A 20,966-nucleotide genomic window follows, 5' to 3' on the forward strand; every position below is an offset into this window, starting at 1 on the left:
AGCGAGCTCTGAGAGGCAAGCCAGAGGCTGCAACTCGTACATCCCGCGCCCGAAAGGGGCGCCATGGCCACTCTCCGCGTCATGGCCACCCGCTGCAGCAGCGGCAACCGCTTTTCGTGTGGCCAACGCACCGCATTCATCAAAAAAATGGAATCTGCGGAGAAAGTTCTCATACACTGCGGCAGCGTTACAACGTGATACAGCATGCCTTATCCCGACACAACCCGCCCCCGCTGCGCTGCTCTCGAGTCCAGCCAGGCCCCCTGCCCGCCCTGCGGCGGCCTGCGCACATGACACGTCGCCCGGCACCTCCCGGCGGGCGGTGCGCCCGCCATTCGCGCACGGTGCGCTGACGCACAAGCCACCGCGTCGCCCCCATTGCCACTGCTGCCATGCGCCTGTTCTCCCGCCTGCATCCGTGGTCCCCAGCCTTCCTGCGGTGCTGGTCGCGCCGCCTTCTGCGTGGCTGGGTGGTGATGGTGGCCGCATTGCTCGCCCCTGCGGCCCAGGCGGCACCACCGCTGGTGCTTCACGATGGCATGCCGCCCGCGAACCTGTGGCAAGCCTTCACGGTGCTGGCCGACCGCACCGCCGCACTGACCGCCGAAGAAGCCCTGGCAAGCCCTGGCGCATTCGCCGCGCCGGCCCACACGGGCGGATCGCTCGGAGTGCACACGGGCGCCCTGTGGCTGCGCGCCACGCTGGTCAACCAGGCGGGGGCGAACACGGAGTGGGTCGTGAACATCGACTACCCCGCCCTGCACCAGGTGGACCTCTACCTGGCGCAGGGCGGCCGCATCGTGCAGCAGGCCGCCATGGGCAACATGCGCCCCTTCAGCCAGCGCCCCTGGCAATCACGCACCCCGGCGATGGGCCTGGAGATGGCCACCGGCGTGCCCTACGAACTGCTGGTGCGCGTGCGCACAGGCGGCAGCATGGTCCTGCCCGCCACCGTGGCGCAGGCGCCGCAATTTCTCTCGGGCGCACTCGCCGAGCAGATGCTGCAGGGCCTGTTCGCGGGACTGGCCCTTTGCCTGCTGATCTACAGCCTGGGCCAATGGATCGGGGGGAGCGAGCGGCTCTTTCTGCACTACGCGCTGCTGGTCGCTGCCAGCACGGGCTTTTGCCTGCAACTCTTCGGGATCGGGGCGCAATACCTCTGGCGCGACCAGCTCTGGATCGAACTGCACATCGCCACCCTGTGCGGCTTCGCGGCACTGGCGACCACCTTCCTGTTCCTCGGGCAGGCGCTGCTGGAGGGCAAGGCGCGTGGCGGTTTCTTTCGCACCATGCAGGGCGGCGCCGCGGTCAGCGCGGTGCTGGGTGCAGCCTTCCTGGTGGACGGGATCGACACGCGCACGGCCATGGTGCTGCTCACCGCCCTGGGCCCCCTGCCCTGGCTGATGAGCGTGCCGGTGGCCTGGGCCCGCGCGCGGCGCCGCGATCCGCTGGGCGCCACGCTGCTGCTGGCCGCCGCCGCGTTCTTCATCGCGGCGGCCACCATGGCCGGCCTGTCGCAAGGCCTGCTGCCGGCCAACGGCTGGACACTGCATGCCCTGCAGATCGGCACGGTGGTGGACATGCTGCTGTTCATGCGCGTGCTGGGGCTGCGCACGGCGGCGCTGGGCCGGGCCGCGCGCGATGCCCGCCGCGAGCGCGACGCCATGCGCTCGCTCGCGCACACCGACCCGCTCACCGGCCTGGCGAACCGGCGCGGGCTCGACCTGGCGCTGGCGGCCGCGATGGCCCGGTGCACGCCAGAGCATCTGGCGGCCGTGTACATGCTCGACCTGGACGGCTTCAAGCCGGTGAACGACAGCCACGGGCACGACGTGGGCGACCAGCTGCTGGTGGCGGTGACAGCACGCCTGCACGAACACCTGCGCCACACCGACACGGTTGCCCGCATCGGCGGCGACGAGTTCGTGGTGATGGCCAACGACCTGGCCAGTCCCGAGCAGGCGCATGCGCTCGGCAACCAGTTGCTCGATGCGTTTCGCACCCCCATCGTGCTGGGCGATCTCGAACTGCACGTGGGCCTGACCATCGGCTACGCCCTGGCGCCGCTGGACTCCACCGAGCCGGCCCTGTTGATCAAGCTGGCCGATGCCGCCATGTACACCGGCAAGCAGAGCGGCAAGTTCTGCGTGCGGCGCAACACCGGGGACCTGGCGCTGTTGTCCTCCTGATGCCTCGCCACCCGGTCCCCACAGCCCATCCGCCCCAAGCCCCTTTTTTTTCCTTCCATCGTCCAACCACCCAAGGAGCTTCACCCCATGGCCCACCGCAAGAGTCCCGCCCGCATTGCCAAGGACGCCCGCGTCGCCCACCTGAACGCACTGGCCGCCAACCAGCCCGCAGACGATCCCACGCCATGGCAGGCGCTGGCCGCGCTGGAAGACGGCCTGCTCGGGCGCATCATCGTGCCCGGCGATCCGCGATACGAAGAGGACCGCCAGGAGTCCAACCCGGCCTTCCAGTCCTACCCGTGGGTCATCGTGTACTGCGCTTGCGAGACCGACGTGGCGCTGTGCCTGGCCTACGCCCGCACCTTCAACGCCTGGGTGGCCGTGCGCTCGGGCGGCCACAGCACCGCCGGCTATTCGGTCAACAGCGGCATGGTGATCGACCTCAGCCTGATGAGCGGCGTGGTGCTGGATCGCGCCCAGGCGCTCGTGCATGTGCTGCCCGGCACTCAATTCGACCAGTTCAATGCGGCGATGAACAACACCGGCTGGCACGTTCCCACCGGCGCCTGCGGCAACGTGTGCGTGGGGGGCTTCGTGCAGGGGGGCGGCTACGGCTACACCTCGCGCGCCTTCGGCATCCAGAGCGACCTGGTGGATTCGATGCGCGTGATGCTGGCCGACGGCACCACCGTGACGGCCAGCAAAACGGAGAACCCGGACCTCTTTTGGGCGCTGCGCGGCGGCACGGGGGGCAACTTCGGCGTGGTGCTGCAGGTGACCTACCGCATGGTGCCGCTCGACCAGGTGTGGGCCTGGTCCATCAGCTGGGATGCGGCGCACGCCGCGCAGGTGCTGGAGCTGTTCCAGACCAGCTACATGAAGTTGGGCGCGCCCGACACGCTCGGCTACATGATGAATCTGGGCTACCTGAACGGCAAGCCCGTGTACATGGTGCAGGGCATGTTCTGCGGTTCGCGCGAGGACGGCATGCACGCCATCGCCTCCCTGCTGACCGTGCCGAGCGCGAAGCTGCTGGTGGACAAGACGGGCACCTACCCGGACATGAACAGCTACCTGGAGGACGAGCCCTACACGTTGCCCGACAACCTGCCCCCCCACATCTGCGAATCCAAGGCCAGCGCGTACATCGCGCAGCCGGTCACCCAGGCACAGTGGCAGCAGCTGGTGGACTATTTCAGCACTTCGCCCAACACCTGGTCACTCGCCTACCTGGAACCCTATGGCGGCGCCATCAACCGCTACCCCGCGGCCGACAGCGCCTTCATCCACCGCCACATGGATTGCGACCTGGTGGTGGACGTGTTCTGGCGCGACGAAGAAGAGCGCGCCCACATGGAGCTGTGGCTGGCGGGCCTGATGGAACTGGTCAAGCCGTGGCTGTGCGGTGCCGTGTACCAGAACTACCCCGACGCCACGCTGGAGAACTTCGCCGACGCCTACTGGGATGCCCCCACGTACGCCAAGCTGCAGCAGGTCAAGCTGCAGTACGACCCGACGAACTTCTTCCATTACGCGCAGAGCATCGCGCTGCCGCCGCCTCCGAAAGACTGACCCGGCGCATGAAGCCACGCATGCCACTCGCACGCAAGCACGGGCGGCATGCCGGCCAGGCCACCGGCCGGTCAAGGCCGCTCGGCAGGTGGCTCGGCGTAGCGCACGCAGCCCGAGCCCGCGCGCTTGGCGGCATACATGGCCTGGTCCGCCCGGCCCATGAGCACCTCGATATCGCCCTCGATGGGCGGATACGTCGCCACGCCGATGCTGGCACCCACGCGCACGTCGCGCCCCTCCACCCGCATCGGCTGGCCCAGCGCATCGATGATGCGGTGGCCCAGGCTGTTGGGGGCGCCATGGTCCACGTCGGTGTCCAGCATCACGAGGAACTCATCGCCCCCCAGCCGGGCCACGGTGTCCTGCGCCCGCACCACGTTGCCCAGGCGTTTGGCCACGAGCCGCAGCACCTCGTCGCCCACCTTGTGGCCCTGCTCGTCGTTGATCTTCTTGAAGCCGTCCAGGTCGATGAACAGCAGCGCCACCGTGCCGGCCTGGTGGCGCGCGGCCTCCAGCGACCGTTCGCAGCGGCGGTGGAAGGCCGAGCGGTTGTACAGACCGGTGAGCGAGTCGTGATTGGCCAGGTACTGCTGCTGGCGCGAGATCTCGATCTTGGAAGAAACGTCCTGCACCAGCGACATGATCGAGGTCACCCGGCCTTCCGCGTCGGTGAGCGCGGAGTTGAACCATTCGCAGTGCATCTCGGTGCCGTCGCCGCGCAGGAAGCAGGTCTCCACGCGGTTCTGGGATTCGCGGCCCGATTGCAGGCTGGCCAGGGCCTGGGTGAGGTTCTCGTCCATGGCCGCCGTGCCCGGCAGCGCCAGCAGCGACCGCGCCTCGACCTGCACCACATCTTCCCAGCCCATCAGCTGGATGGCGCGTCGCGAGCAGTGCAGCAGCCGCAATTCGTGGTCCATCTCCAGCACGGCCAGGGGGCTGTTGTCCATGTGCGAAGACAACCGCTGGTTGGCCGCGCGCAAGGCGTTCATGGTCACCTGCAGTTCATGCACATCCAGGGCCGTGGTGACGAAGCCGTCGATCTCGCCCTGGGCGTTGCGCCAGGGCGCAAGGCAGATGGTGCGCCATTCCTCGAAGCCTTCAGGGTTGTGCACCAGGCGCTGGTAGTTCAGCCGCTCGCCGCGCAACACCCGCTCCACGAACGGCATGAAGCGCGAATGGTTGTAGTCGCCGTACAGTTCCAGCAGCGTCTTGCCGACCAGCTCCGAGGCGGGCGCGCCGAACCAGCGGGCGTATTCGTCGTTCACGTACACGACGCGCTGCTGCCGGTTCACCGCCGCCACGGTGGCGCCCACGCTGCGTGTGAGCAACCCCAGCATCTCTTCGGCTGAAAACTCGGCGGCCGCCCTCGACGCGGGCAGCGTGCGAAATCCCGGCAGCTCGTTTGGCGTCATACGGCGGGAACCTTTGACTGTTGTCGTTGGCGGCGTGGGCAACCGGGGCTAAAAGGGGCGCTGCGGCAGCCTGCGGCCGCCATCCCCCGGCATTCCGGCTTGCGCGGGGCAGCTTATCACTTTCTGTTACCAATGCCTCAGCGGATGGGCTGGCAGGCCGCCACTGGGCCGGCGCCCCGTCAATCCGCCCAGGTGACCCACCCGGTCCAGGCGGTCACCAGCACCACGATGCCGAAGCCGATGCGGTAGTACGCGAACGGCACGAAGCTGTGCGTGCTGATGTAGCGCAGCAGCCAGCGCACGCAGAGCCACGCACTGATGAACGAGAACACCAGCCCGACCGAGAACAGGGGCACGTCGCCCACCGTCAGCAGGTGCCGTTCCTTGTACAGGCTGTAGACCCCCGCACCGATCAGCGTCGGGATGGCCAGGAAGAACGAGAAGTCGGTGGCGGCCTTGCGAGACAGCCCCAGCAGCATGCCGCCGATGATGGTGGCGCCGCTGCGGCTCGTGCCCGGCACCATCGCCAGACACTGCGCCAGCCCCACCTTGAGGGCATCGAGCGGCGTCATGTCGTCCACCTCATGAACGCGCACCGCGCGGGGCGAACGGCGCTCGGCCCACAGGATGACGAAGCCGCCCAGGATGAACGTGCTGGCCACCACCACGGGCGTGAACAGGTGCTCCTTGATGAGCTTGCCGAAGATCAGCGCCAGCACCACGGCGGGCAGGAATCCGATGATCACGTTGAGTGCGAAGCGCCGCGCCTGCCGCTGCGTGGGCAGCGCCACCACGGTGGCCCGGATCTTCTGCCAATAGACCAGGATCACCGCGAAGATCGCCCCGGTCTGGATGGCGATGTCGAAGACCTTGGCCTTGGCATCGTCGAACCCGAGCAATGAACCCGCCAGGATCAGATGCCCGGTGGAAGAGATGGGAAGAAACTCGGTCAGGCCCTCGACCACCCCCATGATGGCGGCCTTGACCAACAATACGACGTCCACTGGCGCTCCTTGAAATGACAGCGGGGATTATCGGCGCGCCGCAATAGCGGCGGCCGGTTCCGGGGGCCGATCGCACGAAGGCCGTTTCACCTCGGCGCGAGCATCAATTCAATTGGTGGTCAGCAAGAAGATATATCGTTTTCGGTTATGCGTGTTGTTTTCTAAAGTCTGGGTCATGTCGAACTTCCACACCACGACGACGCCATGACAAACACCCCTGCACGCATTCCTTTCCATCTTGCTTTTCCCGTCCGCGACATCGCGGAAGCCCGCGCTTTCTACGGGCAGCTTCTGGGCTGCCCTGAAGGCCGAAGCGCTCCGGAGTGGGGCGATTTCGACTTCTACGGCCATCAGATCGTCGCCCACCTGGCCCCCGAAGAATGCGGCCACAGGGCGAGCAGCGCCGTGGACGGGCATGACGTACCCGTTCGGCATTTCGGTGCCATCTTGCCCATGGACACATGGCAGGCCCTGGCAGAAAAGCTGGCTGCAGTGCAAACAAAATTCGTCATCGAGCCGTACATCCGCTTCAAAGGCGAACCTGGCGAGCAGGCAACCATGTTCTTCCTGGACCCCTCGGGCAATGCCATCGAGATGAAGGCCTTCGCAGACCTGGGTTCGCTCTTCGCCAAGTGAGAACGCGATGAACCCTTTCCTCACCATCCGCGCCGGCGTGGCCGCGGTGCTCATGGCGCTTGCAGCTTCGGCCTCTGCGCAAACCGATACCTTGAAAAAGATCAGGGAGTCGGCGACGGTCACGATGGGCGTTCGCGATGCATCCGGCGCCATGTCGTTCACGACGGGGCCGGGCAAATACACCGGCTTCCATGTGGAGATCTGCGAACGCGTCATTGCCGACCTCAAGAAGGCCGTGCAACTCGACCGGCTGGAGGTGAAGTACCAGCTGGTGACACCACAGAACCGCATTGCGCTCGTTCAAAACGGCACAGTGGACCTTGAATGCGGCACCACGACGAACAACCTCGCACGCCAAAAAGACGTGGCATTTGCCCCAACGCTCTATGTGGAGGGGGTTCGCATCGCGGTCAGGTCGGGCTCCACCATCCAGTCGACGGCCCAGTTGGCGGGCAAGACGATCGCGGCCACCTCGGGCAGCACCTCGGTGCAGGTGCTGCGAAAGCTCAAGAGCGACGCCTCGGAACTCCTGGCCAAGGACAACAGCGAAGGATTCCTGCTGCTGGAGACGGGTCGCGCCGACGGTTTCGCGGCGGACGGGCAGATTCTTGCAACGCTGATCTCCAAGAGCAAAACCCCCGGGCAATACAAGCTGCTGGACCAGGTCCTGAGCACCGAACCCATCGCCATCATGTTGCCCAAGGGGGATCCGGCATTCAAGCAGGTGGTCGATCAGAGCATCGTGTCACTCGCCAGGAGCGGGGAAGTGGCGCGCCTCTATGACAAATGGTTCATGAAACCGATTCCGCCGCAGAACGCCACTGTCGGGCTGCCAGCGACCGAAATGACCCGAGCCGCCTGGGCCGACCCCAACGACAAACCCATGGAAGAGTACGAGGCACGCTGAATGCGTGAGCACCCTATGACACACAACAGCAAATCGGTTCCGACCAGCGACTATCACACCGTGGTGGCGGTCGCACAGAAATACGTCGACGGCCTGCGGATCGGCAGCATCGAGGCGATTGCCCAGGCCTTCCACCAGGACGCGGTGATGTACGGCTTCACCCATGGTGAACTGCTCGGAGGCCCGGTGGCCAACCTGTTCGACTTCGTGCAAAAGAATGGAAAGGCTCCGGAGATCGCGGCCCGGCTGGACGTTCTGGCCATCACGCCCACCACGGCCGTGATCCGGGTCGACATGGAAAAGGATGCCATCGGCGCCGACTACAACGACTATCTCACGCTCATCAAGATCGGGGGCGATTGGAAAGTCATCGCAAAGGTTTACCACCAGTTCGGCTGAGGCTCAACGGATGCCGCGCCACCGCGGCATTCACGCTATGGCTTTTTAGGGCGACGGGAGGCCTGGATGTGCGCCTTGGTCCCGGCCGGCACCTTCACGCGGCCGATCTGCGAAGCCTCTTCCAGGCTCCGCGAGAAGTGGGCCACGACCGGCGAACCGGTCTGGGCCCGACGCTGGAGCAACCCGATCTCCCGATAGAAGGTGTGTTCCTGCAGCGAGATCACACGCACGCCATCGGGCAACGGCAGATGGGCTTCCACCAGCGGAACCACCGCAACGCCCACCCCTTTCGATGCGAGATGAATGAGTCCGGGAATCTCATCCAGTTCGATGGCCTCATTGACCGCCAAGCCCTGGCGCCGCAGGAAACCTTCGACCATGCGGCCACCGAACGAGACCCGGTCATAGCGAAGAAATGGCCGCTCCTGGATCAGGGTGCGCCAATCCTTGCGGGCCGTCCCCTCGTTCGGACCGACCAGCACGAAGGGCTCGTGGACCAGCGCTTGCCACGCCATGTCGGAGGGCATGCCAAAGGGAGGGCGGATCATCACCGCCGCATCGATTTTTCCCGCATCGAGATCGTCCATCAACCGCATGGAAACACCGGGCGAGACGTGCACACGGACCAGCGGAAACAAGCGCCTCAGGCCCTCCAGCGCACGTGCCACGAGCGTCGGCTGCGCCGAGGCAATGGAGCCGATGCGCAGAACCCCTTGCGTGGCGCTTTCATCGGAGGGATCGCCGAGCTTTGAAAAGAGCGCGCAGATGACCTCCGCACGCTCGACAGTCGTTTGTCCGGCCGCGTTCAGCGTTGCAGAGCGGCCGGTCCTGTCGAACAGGGGAAATCCCAACGCGTCCTCGAGCCGCTTGATCTGGCTGCTGACGGCCGACTGGGTCAGTCCGATCTGCTCCCCCGCTGAGGCGAAGGTTCCGTACTTGCAGACCGCGATGAGGGTCTTGAGTTCAGGGATCATCGACGAAGCGTCCCAGAAATCGATGGAAATCCAAAGAATCCGATGATTTTTTTGTGGCTCAGATAGAAGGCCGCGGCAAGGCTCTCCTAGAAGTAGCCGTGCGATGGAACCTGCACCTCTTCGTCGTTCGCCGCACTGCCGGCCCCCACGGGCTCCTGCACCACCACCTGGTTTCGCCCGCCTTGCTTGGCCATGTACATCGCGGCATCGGCGCGGGCGAAGAACTCGAGGGCGGTTTCGCCCAGCACGTACTGGGTGACACCGATCGACACCGTCACCCGGCCCCGCAGACGGGGGTTTTCCCAAGCGTGCGACTCCACCTGCACGCGGATGCGCTCGCAGGTGTTCAGCGCGGGGAGCAAGGGCGTCGCGGGAAAGATCACCAGGAATTCTTCGCCGCCGTACCGGCCGAAGTAATCGTCGGCCCGCACAGCGCCCTGCCCCAGCTTGGCAAAGGTGCGAAGCACTTCGTCCCCTTCCAGGTGGCCCATTTCGTCGTTGATCCGCTTGAAGTGATCCAGATCCACAACGGCCATGCAAAGCGGAATGCCGCTTTCGTCCGCCAACTGCTTTTGCTCTTCGAGGGCGGCCAGGACAGACCGCCGGTTCAGGCATCCCGCCAGAGCGTCGCGGCGCGCGCTTTCGGTAATGGAGCGCACTTCGCTGCTTTTCTTTTGCAGCAACCGGTGCAACATGCGCACACGCCCCATCAACAGCACATAGGCGGGTAACGCCAGTGCCAGGGACACGATATGCAGCACTTCCAGGCGCAGCAAGGCGGTATTTTCGTTCTGGGCATAGTGCAGACCGCTGATCGCGCCGTAGACCGCGAGGATACCGACGCACACCGCCAGTGCCATGTTGCGCGACAGGGTGAACAGGCCATAGGCCATGACCACGAACAAAAACGGCGCCAGGGCGATCTGCGTGACGGGCTCCAGATAAAAAACCAGAAGCAATGCGCCCGCCGAGCCGATCACGATGGGCAACCGCATTTGGCGGTCGGCGAAATGCTCGTGCACGCCCAAATAGAAAAGGCCCATGAAAGCGACCACCAGCAATGCGATGAGGGCCGCGACCATCAACACCGTGGAAAAACCCACCACGCCCAAGCCAAAGTAAACCAGCACGCAAGCCAGATACAGCAAGCACAGCAGGACCGGCACCATCCGCGTGCGAGGGCGGTCCATGCGCCGCCGCAGCATCAAGGCCACCCCCAGCTCCGATTGGGGTGAATGCGTGGAGGGCTCGAGCTCGTGCAACTCTTCACTCATTGGAAACGCATCCGTATTTTCAAAGCGCATGCGCCGGCGGGCACGTAACGTGTCCCATAAATCCCTAAAACCCATGGAAGTGTTTCCTTACGATCGAACCGATGCTCGCGCCTTGACCAGTGATAAGCAAAATTTCATTGCCAATATTACATATTGGTTCATTCAGGACAATAGTCGAAGCGCAATAGATAGGCTTTCTTGATGTCCCATTTAGGAAATCGAGAGAGTGGGCGGTTTAAAACGGACCTTGCATACAAGCTTTTACCCAATAAGGCAGTAAGACAGCAGCCCGTCGCACGGCAACGCGCCCCCGGCGCGGGCTCCGAGCCTAACCGGGTCGCGCGTTCTCATTTCAGCGAATGCGAACCGAATTGCGCGGTAAACACCCGTTGGCGCTTGGAAAGAACGGCAGCTTAAAGGCCAATGGAGGTTGCTTGGTTTCCCCCGTCAGCGGTTCCAATCGGTGAGAAGCGGTCAAACACCATATGAAACATATATACTTCACATACGTTTCGTATAGAGGTGACTGATGGGAATCGTCAAAATTTCGGATCTGATGCATGAAAACCTGCGCGTCGCAGGCAACGCACTCAGCCGATCAATCAATGCGCAGGCCGAGCACTGGATGCGCGTCGGCATGCTCACCGAGCTGTATCCGGAGTTGAACCACCGGGAAATCTGCCAGTTGCTGATCCGCGCCGAGCTCGCCGGGGGACTGGACATCTCGGTGGCTGCCAAGGCCTCCTCGGGCAAGCCCGCCCCCTCCTCGCCCGGGCAACACTGATGGCCAGCGACATTCGCATCAAGTCGGCCGAGCAGATCGCGATGGCCCGGCAGGCCGGGCAACTGGCCGCGGAGGTCCTCAGCATGGTGGCATCCCACGTCGTGCCCGGCGTGAGCACCGAAGCGCTCGACCGCATCTGCCATGACCACATCGTGAATGTCCAGGGCGCCATTCCAGCCAATGTGGGCTACCAGGGGTACCCCAAGACCATCCTGACCTCCGTCAATCAGGTGGTTTGCCATGGCATTCCCTCGGCAGACAAGATCCTGAAGCGGGGCGACATCATCAACATCGATGTCGCCGTCATCAAGGATGGCTGGTTCGGCGACACCAGCCGCATGTACTTCGTCGGTGCCCCCAGCACCTTGGCGCGGCGCCTGGTGGACACGACCTACGAAGCCCTGCGGGCAGGCATCCAGCAAGTCCGGCCCGGGGCGACGCTGGGCGATATCGGCCATGCCATCCAGTCGGTCGCCCACCGCGAGCATTTCAGCGTGGTGCGCGAATACTGCGGACACGGCATCGGTCAGGTCTATCACGAAGACCTGCAAGTGCTGCACTACGGCCGGCGCGGAGAGGGGCTGCGGCTGGAGCCTGGCATGGTGTTCACCATCGAGCCGATGCTCAACGCGGGCAAACGCGAGACCCGGCAACTGTCCGATGGGTGGACCGTGGTGACGAAGGACCGATCCCTGTCCGCCCAGTGGGAGCACATGGTGGCGGTCACGCCTGAGGGGTACGAGGTGCTCACCGCCTGGCCCGACGGGACGTGCACCTACCCGCCGCTGTTGGCCGGCGAACGAGCCCCTTGATCCCACGCCTGCAGCGGCTTACCTCAGGATGGGCGTGACGCCGGGCAGTTCGCAGGCGTAGATCGCATTGCGCAGGGCGGCGATGACCTCGTAGCGTGGAAAGCTCCTGCGCCAGGCCAGCACGATCCGGCGCACGGGTGGCGGCTGGCCGGTCTCCTGCTGGATGGGCAGGTAGCGGATCTGGCTGTCGTCGTTGCGGCGGCGTTTTTCGGCAGGATGCTCGTCATCCTTGCGCCGTTTGTAGCCCGAATGCATCTGGTCCTGCGGCACCGACAGCCGCGGCACGAGGGTGATGCCCATGCCGCGCGAGACCATGTGCTTGATGGTCTCCAGCGAGTAGCCTTCGAAGGTGTGGCTCACCCCTTCTGCGTCGCCCAGCGCTGGCGCGGCCTCGGGGCTCAAAGCCTCCAGATGTTCCCGCAAACTCTCGTCGGCCTCCAGCAGCAGCAGGGTCTCGCCCTGCAGCTCGGTCGTGGAGACGCTTTCACGCTGGGCCAGGATGTGCGAGGCAGGCACCGCGGCGATCAGGGGTTCGTCGTACAGGGCCGCCTTGGCCAGGCCGGTGGAGCGAAAGGGCTCGGCCATGATGGCGCAATCAATCTCCCCGGTGCCCAGCATTTCGATCAGCCGCTCCGTGAAGCTGCCTTTGAGAATGAGCTCCATCTGCGGCGTGCGGGCCTTGGAGTGGTGCACCAGCTCGGGCAGCAGATACGGGCCGACGGTATAGGACACGCCGATCTTGATCGTGCCGGCCAGCGGGTCCTTGCCGCGCTGGGCGATTTTCTGGATGGCGGCCGCATGCTCCAGGATCCGCCGGGCTTCGTAGACGATCTCCTCGCCCACCGGCGTGACCGACACCTGTCCCGCCGTGCGCTCGAACAGCTTGAGTTCCAGTTCCTCTTCCAGCTTCTTGATGGCCATCGACAGCGAGGGCTGGGAGACATTGCAAAGGTGGGCTGCGCGGCTGAAACGCTTTTCCTGGGCAAGGGCGACGATGTACTTGAGTTCGGTGAGCGTCATTGTCTGGGAGGAAAAAGGAACGGCGACTGGGGTGGCACGGTTTAACACCAATCCATGAAGCAAGTATTACGCCGATTTCATTACGCCGACTGAATACCCTGATCCGGGTACCGCGCCATTGCCAGAGCCAGGACCAGGGGTGTGCCGGGGAGAAGGTCACACCCTCCGGAGCACCGCCAGTTTCCCACCGCTTCGCCGCGCGCTCACAGCGCGCTCACTGCGGCCCTGCCTCACCCTCCCAGGGGGCCTGCCATCCGCCGCCCAGCGCTTGCACCAGCGTGGCGGCCGCCAGTTGGCGGTTCACCTGCAGCTGCAGCAGCGCGCGCCGTGCCGACAGCGCGGTGACCTGCGCCGTCACCACCTCGGTGTAGCTCACCTGACCCTCTCGGTAGCGGTTCAGCAGTTGCTGCTCGGTGAGATTGGCGGCCGATACGGCCTCCTGGCGCAGGGGCTCCTGCGCCTGCAGCGTGCGCAGCACGGTCAACTGGTCCTCCACGGCCTGGAAGGCAGTCAACACCGTCTGGCGGTAGGTGGCTGCTCGGGCGTCGCGGGCGGCCTCGGCACCGTCCACCCGGGCAGCGATGGCGCCGCCGTCGAACACCGTCTGCGCCACCGACAGCCCCAGCGACAACAGCGCGCCCGAGGCGCTGAACAGATCGCCCACGCTGGTGCCGCTACGGCCCAGCGAGGCCGTGAGGCTCAGGCTGGGGTAATAGGCCGAGCGCTGCACGCCGATCTGCGCATTGGCCGCGGCCACCGCGCGCTCGGCCGCGGCAATGTCGGGGCGGCGCTGCAGCAGGGTCGACGGAATGCCTGCGGGCACCTCGGGGGCCCGCATGTTCCAGGGCGCGGGTGGCAGCGTGAACGAGGCCGGTGCCACGCCCGTCAACACGGCGATGGCGTGTTCGTAGCGGGCACGGTTTTGCTGCATGGTGGCGAGGTCCGCGCGCGCGTTGGCCAGTTGGGTGCGGGCCTGCAGCACGTCGGAGTTGGCCACCACGCCAGCGGCGTAGCGGTTCTGGGCGATCTGCAGGCTGCGTTCGTAGCCCTGCACGGTGGCCTGCAGCAGGTCGATTTCGGCATCGGCTTCGCGCAGCTGGAAATAGGCCGCCACCAGCGAGCCCACGGCGGACAGTCGGGCCGAGGCCAGATCGGCCTCGCTGGCCTGGGCATTGGCGCTGGCGTTGTCCACCGCGCCGCCCAGGCGCCCCCACAGGTCGGGTGCCCAGTCCGCACCCAGTGCCGCCTGCGTGGTGGTGCCGCGGCGGGTGGAGCCCTCGCCGCCCGCGCGCGAGCCGCTGCCCGACAGGCTGACCGAGGGCAACAGGCCGGCGCGCTGCTCGCGCACCAGCGCCTGCGCCTGGGCATAGGCCGCCACGGCGGCCGCGATGTTCTGGTTGGACAGTTGCACCTGCGAGGCGAGGCGGTTCAGGTCGTCGTCCTGGAACAGCGTCCACCAGTCGCCGCGGTCGATCGCATCGGCGGGCGCGGCGGGCTGCCACACCGCCCCCGCTTCCTTGAAGGCGGTGGGCAGGGGCAGTTCGGGGCGCTGGTACACGGGCGCCACGGAGCAGGCGGCCAGGGGCAGCAGCGCGCCCAGGCAGGCCACGCGCACGGCGCGGGGTGCCCAGGCAAGGGAAGGAAAAGCGGATGTCATGGTTGTTGCAGTGGAGACGCAGCGGCACCCGCAGGCGGGGCCGCGCGGCTCAGTTGGTGTTCGTTGGCGGAGCGGCGGCGCAGCTTGTCCAGCAGCACGTAGACCACCGGGGTGTTGAGCAAGGTCAGCAGCTGGCTGGCGATCAGGCCGCCGATGATGGCCACGCCCAGCGGCTGGCGCAACTCGGAGCCCTGCCCGAAGCCGATGGCCAGCGGCAAGGCGCCCAGCGCGGCCGCCAGCGTGGTCATCAGGATGGGACGAAAGCGCAGCATGCAGGCCTCGCGCACCGCCTCCAGCGCCGACAGGCCCCGGGCGCGCTCGGCCTCCAGCGCGAAGTCGATGATGAGGATGGCGTTCTTCTTCACGATGCCGATCAGCAAGAACACGCCGATGAGCGCGATGATGGTGAACTGCATGTTGAACAGCAGCAGCGCCAGCACCGCCCCCACGCCGGCCGAGGGCAAGGTGGTCAGCACGGTGATGGGGTGGATCAGGCTTTCGTACAGCACGCCCAGCACAATGTAGATCACCACGATGGCCGCCAGGATCAGGAAGAACTGCTGCGACTGCGATTGCTGGAAACCGAGCGCCGTGCCCTGGAAACTGCCGCGCACGTTGGTGGGCATGGCGATGTCGGCCTCCGCCTGCTCGATGACCTGCCGCGCCTGGCTCAGCGAGGTGTTCCCGTCCAGGTTGAACGAGATCGTCGTGGCCAGTTCGCCGTCCTGGTGGTTGATGGAGGTGGGCGAGGCCCGCTCCACCACCTTGGCGATGGCGCTCAACGGAACCATGGTCGATGCGGTGTTGCTCAGCACCTGCCCCGTGGAGGCACCGCGCTGGCCCGGATTGGCGGCCGTGCCGGTGGCCCCGGTCGGGTTGGACGCCACGAAGATGTCGGCCAGCGCCGGCGGACCCTTGGTGTATTCCGGCGCCCACTCCATGATGACCGAGTACTGGTTCAGCTCGCCGTAGATGGTCGCCACCGAGCGCTGGCCGAAGGCGTTGTAGAGCGCGCTGTCGATGGCCGAGGCGCTCACGCCCAGGCGCGAGGCGCTGGCCCGGTCCACCTCCACATAGGTCTCCACGCCGTTGTCGGCCTGGTCGGTGTCCACGTCGGTCAGCAACTCTTCCTGCTTCAGGCGCTCGGCCAGGCGCGTGGCCCACAGCCGCATGTCGGCCAGGTTGTCGCTCTTGAGGGTGTACTGGTAGGTCGAATTGCTGGAGCGACCGCCCATGCGCAGGTCCTGCACCGGGCTCAGGAACACCTGCAGGCCGGTGATCTGCGCCAGCTGCGGCCGCAAGCGGCCGATCACGGCGTTGCTGCTGTCGGCGCGCTCGCCCACGGGCTTCAGGTTCACGAACAGAAAGCCTCCGCCCGCCCGCCCGCCACCGGAAAATCCCACCACCGTGTCCACCGCCGGATCGTTGCGGATGATGCCCACCGCCTGGCGCAGCTTGCGCGCCAGGGCGTCGGAGGAGATGCTCTGGTCGGCCCGCAGCCCGCCGTTGAGCTGGCCGTTGTCCTGCTGCGGAAAGTAGCCCTTGGGAATCTTGCTGAACAGGTACACGTTGAGCCCGATCACCGCCAGCAGCACCAGCATGACGAGCGCCTTGCTCGCCAGCGCCCAGTCCAGGCTGTGGGCGTAGCCGCGCAGCATGCCGTCGTAGCCCCGCTCGGCCCAGCGCGCGAAGCGGCCGAGGGGCTTGGCCTGGGCGGGGTCTTCCGAGCGCAGCAGCCACGCGCACATCATCGGTGTGGTGGTGAGCGAGATCACCAGCGAGATCGCCACCGCCACCGACAGCGTGACCGCGAATTCGCGGAAGAGGCGCCCCACCTGCCCGTCCATGAACAGCAGCGGGATGAACACCGCCACCAGCGACAGGCTGATCGACAGCACCGTGAAGCCCACCTCGCGCGCGCCGAGCAGCGCCGCGGCCATGCGGTCCATGCCGGCCTCGATGTGGCGGCTGGTGTTCTCCAGCACCACGATGGCGTCGTCCACCACGAAGCCGGTGGCCACCGTGAGGGCCATCAGGCTGAGGTTGTTCAGGCTGAAGCCCAGAAAATACATGATGCCGAAGGTGCCCAGCAGCGACACCACCGTGGCCACCGCCGGAATGACCGTGGCGCGCGCCTTGCGCAGGAACAGGCCCACCACCAGCACCACCAGCGCGATGGAGACCATGAGCGTGAACTCGATCTCGCGCAGCGACGATCGGATGGAATTGGTGCTGTCCGATGCCACCGACACCTGGATGTCCTGCGGCAGCTGCGCCTGCAGGTCGGGCAGCAGCGCACGCACGCCGTCCACCGTGTCGATGATGTTGGCGCCCGGCTGGCGCGTGATGAGCACGATGATGGCCGGGTCGCCGTTGAACAGGCCCAGCGTGCGCGTGTTCTCCACGCCATCGACCACGCGCGCCACGTCGCCCAGGCGCACGGCGGCGTTGTTGCGCCAGGCGATCACCAGCGAGGCGTAGTCGGACGCCTTGCGCGAGGGCGAAGGCGTGTAGATCTGCAGGCGCTTGCCATCGCCTTCGATGGCGCCCTTGGGGCGGTTGGCGTTGGAGGCCTGGATGGCCGCGCGCACGTCCTCGGTGCTGATGCCGTAGCGGTTGAGCGCGAACGGCAGCAGTTCCACGCGCACCGCGGGCAGCGAGCCGCCGCCGATCTCGACCTCGCCCACGCCCGCCACCTGCGAGATGCGCTGGCTCACCACGTTGGAGACCGCGTCGTAGATCTCGCCCGGCGTGCGCGTCTTGGAGGTCAGCGTGAGGATGATGACGGGCGCATCCGCCGGATTGCGCTTGCGGTAGGTGGGATTGCTGCGCAGCGTGGCCGGCAGGTCCACGCGCGATGCGTTGATGGCCGCCTGCACCTCGCGCGCGGCGCTGTCGATGTTGCGGCTCAGGTCGAACTGCAGGCTCACGCGGGCCGAGCCGGTCGAGCTGCTGGACGTCATCTCGTTCACGCCCGCGATCACGCCCAGCCGGCGCTCCAGCGGCGTGGCCACGCTGGTGGCCATGGTCTCGGGGCTGGCGCCCGCGAGGCTGGCCGACACCGAGATGGCCGGGTAGTCCACCTGCGGCAGCGGTGCCACCGGCAGCACGAAGAACGCGGCGATGCCCGCCAGCGCCATGCCGATGGTCAGCAGCACAGTGGCGACCGGGCGCTCGACGAAGGGGCGCGACAGGTTCATGGCGTGGGCCCGGAGGGTGCCGCGCCGGACTGCGCGGGCGCGGCGGCCGTGCCCCGGCCCGTCCAGCGGCGGCCCAGCCGGTCGAAGGCCAGGTAGATCACCGGCGTGGTGAACAGCGTGAGCATCTGGCTCAGCACCAGGCCGCCGAAGATGGCCAGGCCCAGCGGCCGGCGCAACTCGGCCCCCTCGCCCCAGCCCAGCATGAGCGGCAACGCGGCGAACAGTGCGGCCAGGGTAGTCATCAGGATCGGGCGAAAGCGCAGCAGCGCCGCCTGATGGATGGCCTCTTGCGGGGCCATGCCTTGCTCGCGCTCGGCGTCGATGGCGAAGTCGATCATCATGATCGCGTTCTTCTTGACGATGCCGATCAGCAGGATGATGCCGATGATGCCGATCACCCCCAGGTCGTTGCCCGTCACCATGAGCATCAGCAAGGCCCCCACGCCGGCCGAGGGCAGCGTGGACAGGATGGTCAGCGGGTGGATGTAGCTCTCATACAGCACGCCAAGCACGATGTACACGCACACCATGGCCGCGAGGATGAGCCACAGCTGGCTGGACAGCGATTTTTCATAGGCGCCCGCTGCCCCGAGGAACTGCATCGACAGCCCCGCCGGCACGCCGATCTCCTGCGCCGCCGCGCGGATGGCATCGACCGCGTTGCCCAGCGACACGCCCTCGGCCCGGTCGAAGCCCAGCGTGGCGGCCGGGTACTGCGCCACGCGGGTGACCTGCAGCGGTGCGAGCTGCTCGCGGATGGTGGCCACGGCGGACAGAGGCGTGGGCGTGCCGCCGCCCGTGCGCAGCTGCAGGGTGCCCAGCGCCTCGGGGCTGTCCAGATGCTCCTGCTGCGCCTCCAGGATCACGCGGTACTGGTTGGTCTCGGTGAAGATGGTGGAGACGATGCGTTGGCCGAACGCGCTGTAGAGCGTGTCGTCCACCGAACTGGCCGTGACCGACAGGCGCGAGGCCGTGTTGCGGTCGATGTCCACATAGGCCGACAGGCCCTGCGCGCCCGCATCCGACGTGGCGTTGCGCACCTGGGGCACCGTGCGCAGGCGATCCACCAGTTGGTTCGTCCATTCGTTGACCTGCGCCGAATCCACCCCGCCGATCGACAGGCGGTACTCGGTGGGCCCGGTCTCGGCGTCGATGGTCAGGTCCTGCGTGGGCTGCAGGTACAGCGTCACGCCGGCCACGGCGCGCACGCGTTCGCGCAGGCGCTGCATGACGGCCTCCTGCCCGTCGCGGTCGGCCTTCAGGTTGATGAGCATGCGCCCGGCATTCAGCATAGTGTTGTTGGCCGCGTCCACCCCGATGAAGGAGCTGAGCGACTGCACGTCCGGATCGGCCAGGATGGCGCGGGCCGCGGCCTGCTGCAACTCGCTCATGCGGGCGTACGACACGTCCTGCGAGGCCTCCACGCGCGCCTGCAGCTGTCCCGTGTCCTGCGTGGGAAAGAGCCCCTTGGGAATCACCACGTACAGCAGCGCCGTGAGCGCCATCGTGAGCAGCGCCACCACCAGCGTGGCGCCCTGACGGCGCAGCACCCACTGCAGCCAGATGTCATAGCGCGCGATCACGCGGTCGAAGCCGCGCTGCACCGCGCCGCCAAAGCCGCGCCGCTCGCCGTGCGGCGGCTCAGGCTTCAGCCAGCGCGCGGACATCATGGGCACGAGCGTGAGCGACACCACGGCCGAGATCAGTATGGTGAGCGCCAGGGTCACCGCGAACTCGCGGAACAGCCGCCCCACCACATCGCTCATGAACAGCAGCGGAATCAGCACCGCGATCAGCGACACCGTGAGCGAGATGATGGTGAAGCCGATCTGCGTGGCGCCCTTGAGCGCGGCCTGGAACGGCGGCTCGCACTCCTCGATGTAGCGGGCGATGTTCTCGATCATCACGATGGCATCGTCCACCACGAAGCCGGTGGCGATGGTGAGTGCCATCAGGCTCAGGTTGTTCAGGCTGTAGCCCAGCAGGTACATCACGCCGCAGGTGCCGATGAGCGAGATCGGCACCGCCAGGCTGGCGATCACCGTGGCGCGAAGGCTGTGCAGGAAAAAGAAGATCACCAGCACCACCATCAGCACGGCCAGCACCAGTTCCATCTCCACGTGGTGCACCGATGCGCGGATGCCGGTGGTGCGGTCCGACAGCACCTCCACCTTCAGCGAGGCGGGCAGCCCGGCCTGCAGCTCGGGCAGCTGCTTCTTGATGTTGTCCACCGTGGCGATCACGTTGGCGCCCGGCTGGCGCTGCACGTTCAGGATGATGGCGGGGGTCTCGTTGGCCCAGGCGCCCAGGCGGTTGTTCTCGGCGCTGTCCACCACGCGGGCCACGTCGGTCATGCGCACGGGCGCGCCGTTCTTCCAGGTGACGATGAGGTTCTTGTAGTCGGCCACCGTCACCAGTTGGTCGTTGGCGTTGATGCTGTAGGAGCGCTGCGGCCCGTCGAAGCTGCCCTTGGCGCTGTTGGCGTTGGCCGAGGTGATGGCCGTGCGCAAGGTGTCGAGCCCGATGCCGTACGAGGCCAGCGCCTTGGTGTCGGCCTGGATGCGCACGGCCGGCCGCTGCCCGCCGGCCAGGCTGACCAGGCCCACGCCGGGCACCTGGCTCATCTTCTGCGCCAGGCGCGTGTTCACGAGGTTCTGCACCTCGGTGAGCGGCAGGGTGTCGGAGCTGACGGCCAGCGTGAGCACAGGCGCATCGGCCGGGTTCACCTTGGCATACACCGGCGGCGCGGGCAGGTCGGTGGGCAGCAGCGACGATCCGGCGTTGATGGCGGCCTGCACCTCCTGCTCGGCCACGTCGAGCGCCAGCCCCAGGCCGAACTGCAGCGTGACGATGGACACGCCCGAGGCGCTGGTGGACGACATGCGCGCCAGCCCCGGCATCTGCCCGAACTGGCGCTCCAGCGGCGCACTCACGGTGCGGTTCATGACCTCAGGGCTGGCACCGGGGTAGAGGGTCTGCACCTGGATGGTGGGGTAGTCCACCTCCGGCAGCGCCGACAGGGGCAGCAGCTTGAAGCCGACCAGGCCGGCCAGCACGATGGCCACCATCAGCAGCGCAGTGGCGACGGGTCTTTCGATGAACGGACGCGACGGACTCATGGGTGGG

15 protein-coding genes are annotated in these 20,966 nt (G+C 66.5%); 7 read left to right on the top strand and 8 right to left on the bottom strand.

Annotation, left to right across the window (positions count from 1 at the left end; translation table 11 throughout):
- Positions 1-392 precede the first annotated feature (392 nt).
- Together AVMA1855_RS06400 and AVMA1855_RS06405 are read left to right on the top strand one after the other, a co-directional pair.
- Positions 393-2,189, top strand: a complete 1,797-nt coding sequence (locus AVMA1855_RS06400; protein WP_284425048.1) for a diguanylate cyclase — start codon at positions 393-395, stop codon at positions 2,187-2,189.
- Positions 2,190-2,276: 87 nt separating this feature from the next.
- On the top strand, positions 2,277-3,761 hold the full coding sequence (locus AVMA1855_RS06405) for an FAD-binding oxidoreductase (RefSeq protein WP_284425049.1): 1,485 nt from the start codon (positions 2,277-2,279) through the stop codon (positions 3,759-3,761).
- A 71-nt stretch (positions 3,762-3,832) separates the two neighbouring features.
- Here the strand turns inward: AVMA1855_RS06405 and AVMA1855_RS06410 are convergent, their stop codons facing one another.
- Both AVMA1855_RS06410 and AVMA1855_RS06415 read right to left on the bottom strand, forming a co-directional pair.
- On the bottom strand, positions 3,833-5,173 hold the full coding sequence (locus tag AVMA1855_RS06410; RefSeq protein ID WP_284394798.1) for a diguanylate cyclase domain-containing protein: 1,341 nt from the start codon (positions 5,171-5,173) through the stop codon (positions 3,833-3,835).
- Between the two features lie 179 nt (positions 5,174-5,352).
- The gene (locus AVMA1855_RS06415) at positions 5,353-6,177 is read right to left on the bottom strand and encodes an undecaprenyl-diphosphate phosphatase (RefSeq protein WP_284394799.1); all 825 of its coding nucleotides are present in this window, start codon (positions 6,175-6,177) and stop codon (positions 5,353-5,355) included.
- Between the two features lie 204 nt (positions 6,178-6,381).
- Between AVMA1855_RS06415 and AVMA1855_RS06420 the strand changes: the two genes are divergently transcribed.
- From AVMA1855_RS06420 to AVMA1855_RS06430, 3 genes are read left to right on the top strand one after another with little or no spacing between them, the layout of a single operon-like run.
- Positions 6,382-6,813, top strand: a complete 432-nt coding sequence (locus tag AVMA1855_RS06420; RefSeq protein ID WP_284425050.1) for a VOC family protein — start codon at positions 6,382-6,384, stop codon at positions 6,811-6,813.
- A 7-nt stretch (positions 6,814-6,820) separates the two neighbouring features.
- The gene (locus tag AVMA1855_RS06425) at positions 6,821-7,720 is read left to right on the top strand and encodes an amino acid ABC transporter substrate-binding protein (protein ID WP_284425051.1); all 900 of its coding nucleotides are present in this window, start codon (positions 6,821-6,823) and stop codon (positions 7,718-7,720) included.
- 15 nt (positions 7,721-7,735) lie between these two features.
- Positions 7,736-8,119 carry a nuclear transport factor 2 family protein gene (locus tag AVMA1855_RS06430; protein ID WP_284425052.1) on the top strand — a complete coding sequence of 128 codons (384 nt, stop codon included), beginning with the start codon at positions 7,736-7,738 and terminating at the stop codon, positions 8,117-8,119.
- 35 nt (positions 8,120-8,154) lie between these two features.
- On the opposite strand, the gene AVMA1855_RS06435 is transcribed toward AVMA1855_RS06430, so the two are convergent.
- A complete protein-coding gene (locus tag AVMA1855_RS06435) occupies positions 8,155-9,093 on the bottom strand; it encodes a LysR family transcriptional regulator (RefSeq protein WP_284425053.1) in 939 nt (312 codons plus the stop codon).
- An 86-nt stretch (positions 9,094-9,179) separates the two neighbouring features.
- Positions 9,180-10,442, bottom strand: a complete 1,263-nt coding sequence (locus AVMA1855_RS06440; RefSeq protein ID WP_284408526.1) for a GGDEF domain-containing protein — start codon at positions 10,440-10,442, stop codon at positions 9,180-9,182.
- A 454-nt stretch (positions 10,443-10,896) separates the two neighbouring features.
- Between AVMA1855_RS06440 and AVMA1855_RS06445 the strand changes: the two genes are divergently transcribed.
- Both AVMA1855_RS06445 and map read left to right on the top strand, forming a co-directional pair.
- A complete protein-coding gene (locus AVMA1855_RS06445; protein WP_284408525.1) occupies positions 10,897-11,151 on the top strand; it encodes a ParD-like family protein in 255 nt (84 codons plus the stop codon).
- Positions 11,151-11,963 (top strand): type I methionyl aminopeptidase, encoded by an 813-nt coding sequence (gene map / locus AVMA1855_RS06450; RefSeq protein WP_284425054.1) that lies wholly within the window; start codon positions 11,151-11,153, stop codon positions 11,961-11,963. Before AVMA1855_RS06445 ends, map begins: the two co-directional genes overlap by 1 nt.
- Positions 11,964-11,981: 18 nt before the next feature.
- On the opposite strand, the gene AVMA1855_RS06455 is transcribed toward map, so the two are convergent.
- The 4 genes from AVMA1855_RS06455 to AVMA1855_RS06470 form a co-directional block, all read right to left on the bottom strand.
- On the bottom strand, positions 11,982-12,983 hold the full coding sequence (locus AVMA1855_RS06455) for a hydrogen peroxide-inducible genes activator (RefSeq protein WP_284394806.1): 1,002 nt from the start codon (positions 12,981-12,983) through the stop codon (positions 11,982-11,984).
- Positions 12,984-13,197: 214 nt separating this feature from the next.
- On the bottom strand, positions 13,198-14,640 hold the full coding sequence (locus tag AVMA1855_RS06460; protein ID WP_284425055.1) for an efflux transporter outer membrane subunit: 1,443 nt from the start codon (positions 14,638-14,640) through the stop codon (positions 13,198-13,200).
- A complete protein-coding gene (locus tag AVMA1855_RS06465) occupies positions 14,637-17,840 on the bottom strand; it encodes an efflux RND transporter permease subunit (RefSeq protein WP_284425056.1) in 3,204 nt (1,067 codons plus the stop codon). Before AVMA1855_RS06465 ends, AVMA1855_RS06460 begins: the two co-directional genes overlap by 4 nt.
- Positions 17,837-20,959, bottom strand: a complete 3,123-nt coding sequence (locus AVMA1855_RS06470) for an efflux RND transporter permease subunit (RefSeq protein WP_284425057.1) — start codon at positions 20,957-20,959, stop codon at positions 17,837-17,839. The genes AVMA1855_RS06465 and AVMA1855_RS06470 overlap by 4 nt, the downstream gene beginning before the upstream one ends.
- Positions 20,960-20,966: the final 7 nt, after the last annotated feature.

The organism is Acidovorax sp. SUPP1855 (genome assembly GCF_030158955.1).
In the GTDB taxonomy this organism is placed as follows: domain Bacteria; phylum Pseudomonadota; class Gammaproteobacteria; order Burkholderiales; family Burkholderiaceae_C; genus Paracidovorax.

Excerpts from the sequence above, each read along its gene's own strand:
- AVMA1855_RS06400 (WP_284425048.1), top strand. The coding sequence starts at position 393 with ATGCGCCTGTTCTCCCGCCTGCATCCGTGGTCCCCAGCCTTCCTGCGG.
- AVMA1855_RS06405 (WP_284425049.1), top strand. The coding sequence starts at position 2,277 with ATGGCCCACCGCAAGAGTCCCGCCCGCATTGCCAAGGACGCCCGCGTC.
- AVMA1855_RS06410 (WP_284394798.1), bottom strand. The coding sequence starts at position 5,173 with ATGACGCCAAACGAGCTGCCGGGATTTCGCACGCTGCCCGCGTCGAGG.
- AVMA1855_RS06420 (WP_284425050.1), top strand. The coding sequence starts at position 6,382 with ATGACAAACACCCCTGCACGCATTCCTTTCCATCTTGCTTTTCCCGTC.
- AVMA1855_RS06425 (WP_284425051.1), top strand. The coding sequence starts at position 6,821 with ATGAACCCTTTCCTCACCATCCGCGCCGGCGTGGCCGCGGTGCTCATG.
- AVMA1855_RS06430 (WP_284425052.1), top strand. The coding sequence starts at position 7,736 with ATGACACACAACAGCAAATCGGTTCCGACCAGCGACTATCACACCGTG.
- AVMA1855_RS06435 (WP_284425053.1), bottom strand. The coding sequence starts at position 9,093 with ATGATCCCTGAACTCAAGACCCTCATCGCGGTCTGCAAGTACGGAACC.
- AVMA1855_RS06440 (WP_284408526.1), bottom strand. The coding sequence starts at position 10,442 with ATGGGTTTTAGGGATTTATGGGACACGTTACGTGCCCGCCGGCGCATG.
- AVMA1855_RS06445 (WP_284408525.1), top strand. The coding sequence starts at position 10,897 with ATGGGAATCGTCAAAATTTCGGATCTGATGCATGAAAACCTGCGCGTC.
- map (WP_284425054.1), top strand. The coding sequence starts at position 11,151 with ATGGCCAGCGACATTCGCATCAAGTCGGCCGAGCAGATCGCGATGGCC.
- AVMA1855_RS06455 (WP_284394806.1), bottom strand. The coding sequence starts at position 12,983 with ATGACGCTCACCGAACTCAAGTACATCGTCGCCCTTGCCCAGGAAAAG.
- AVMA1855_RS06460 (WP_284425055.1), bottom strand. The coding sequence starts at position 14,640 with ATGACATCCGCTTTTCCTTCCCTTGCCTGGGCACCCCGCGCCGTGCGC.
- AVMA1855_RS06465 (WP_284425056.1), bottom strand. The coding sequence starts at position 17,840 with ATGAACCTGTCGCGCCCCTTCGTCGAGCGCCCGGTCGCCACTGTGCTG.
- AVMA1855_RS06470 (WP_284425057.1), bottom strand. The coding sequence starts at position 20,959 with ATGAGTCCGTCGCGTCCGTTCATCGAAAGACCCGTCGCCACTGCGCTG.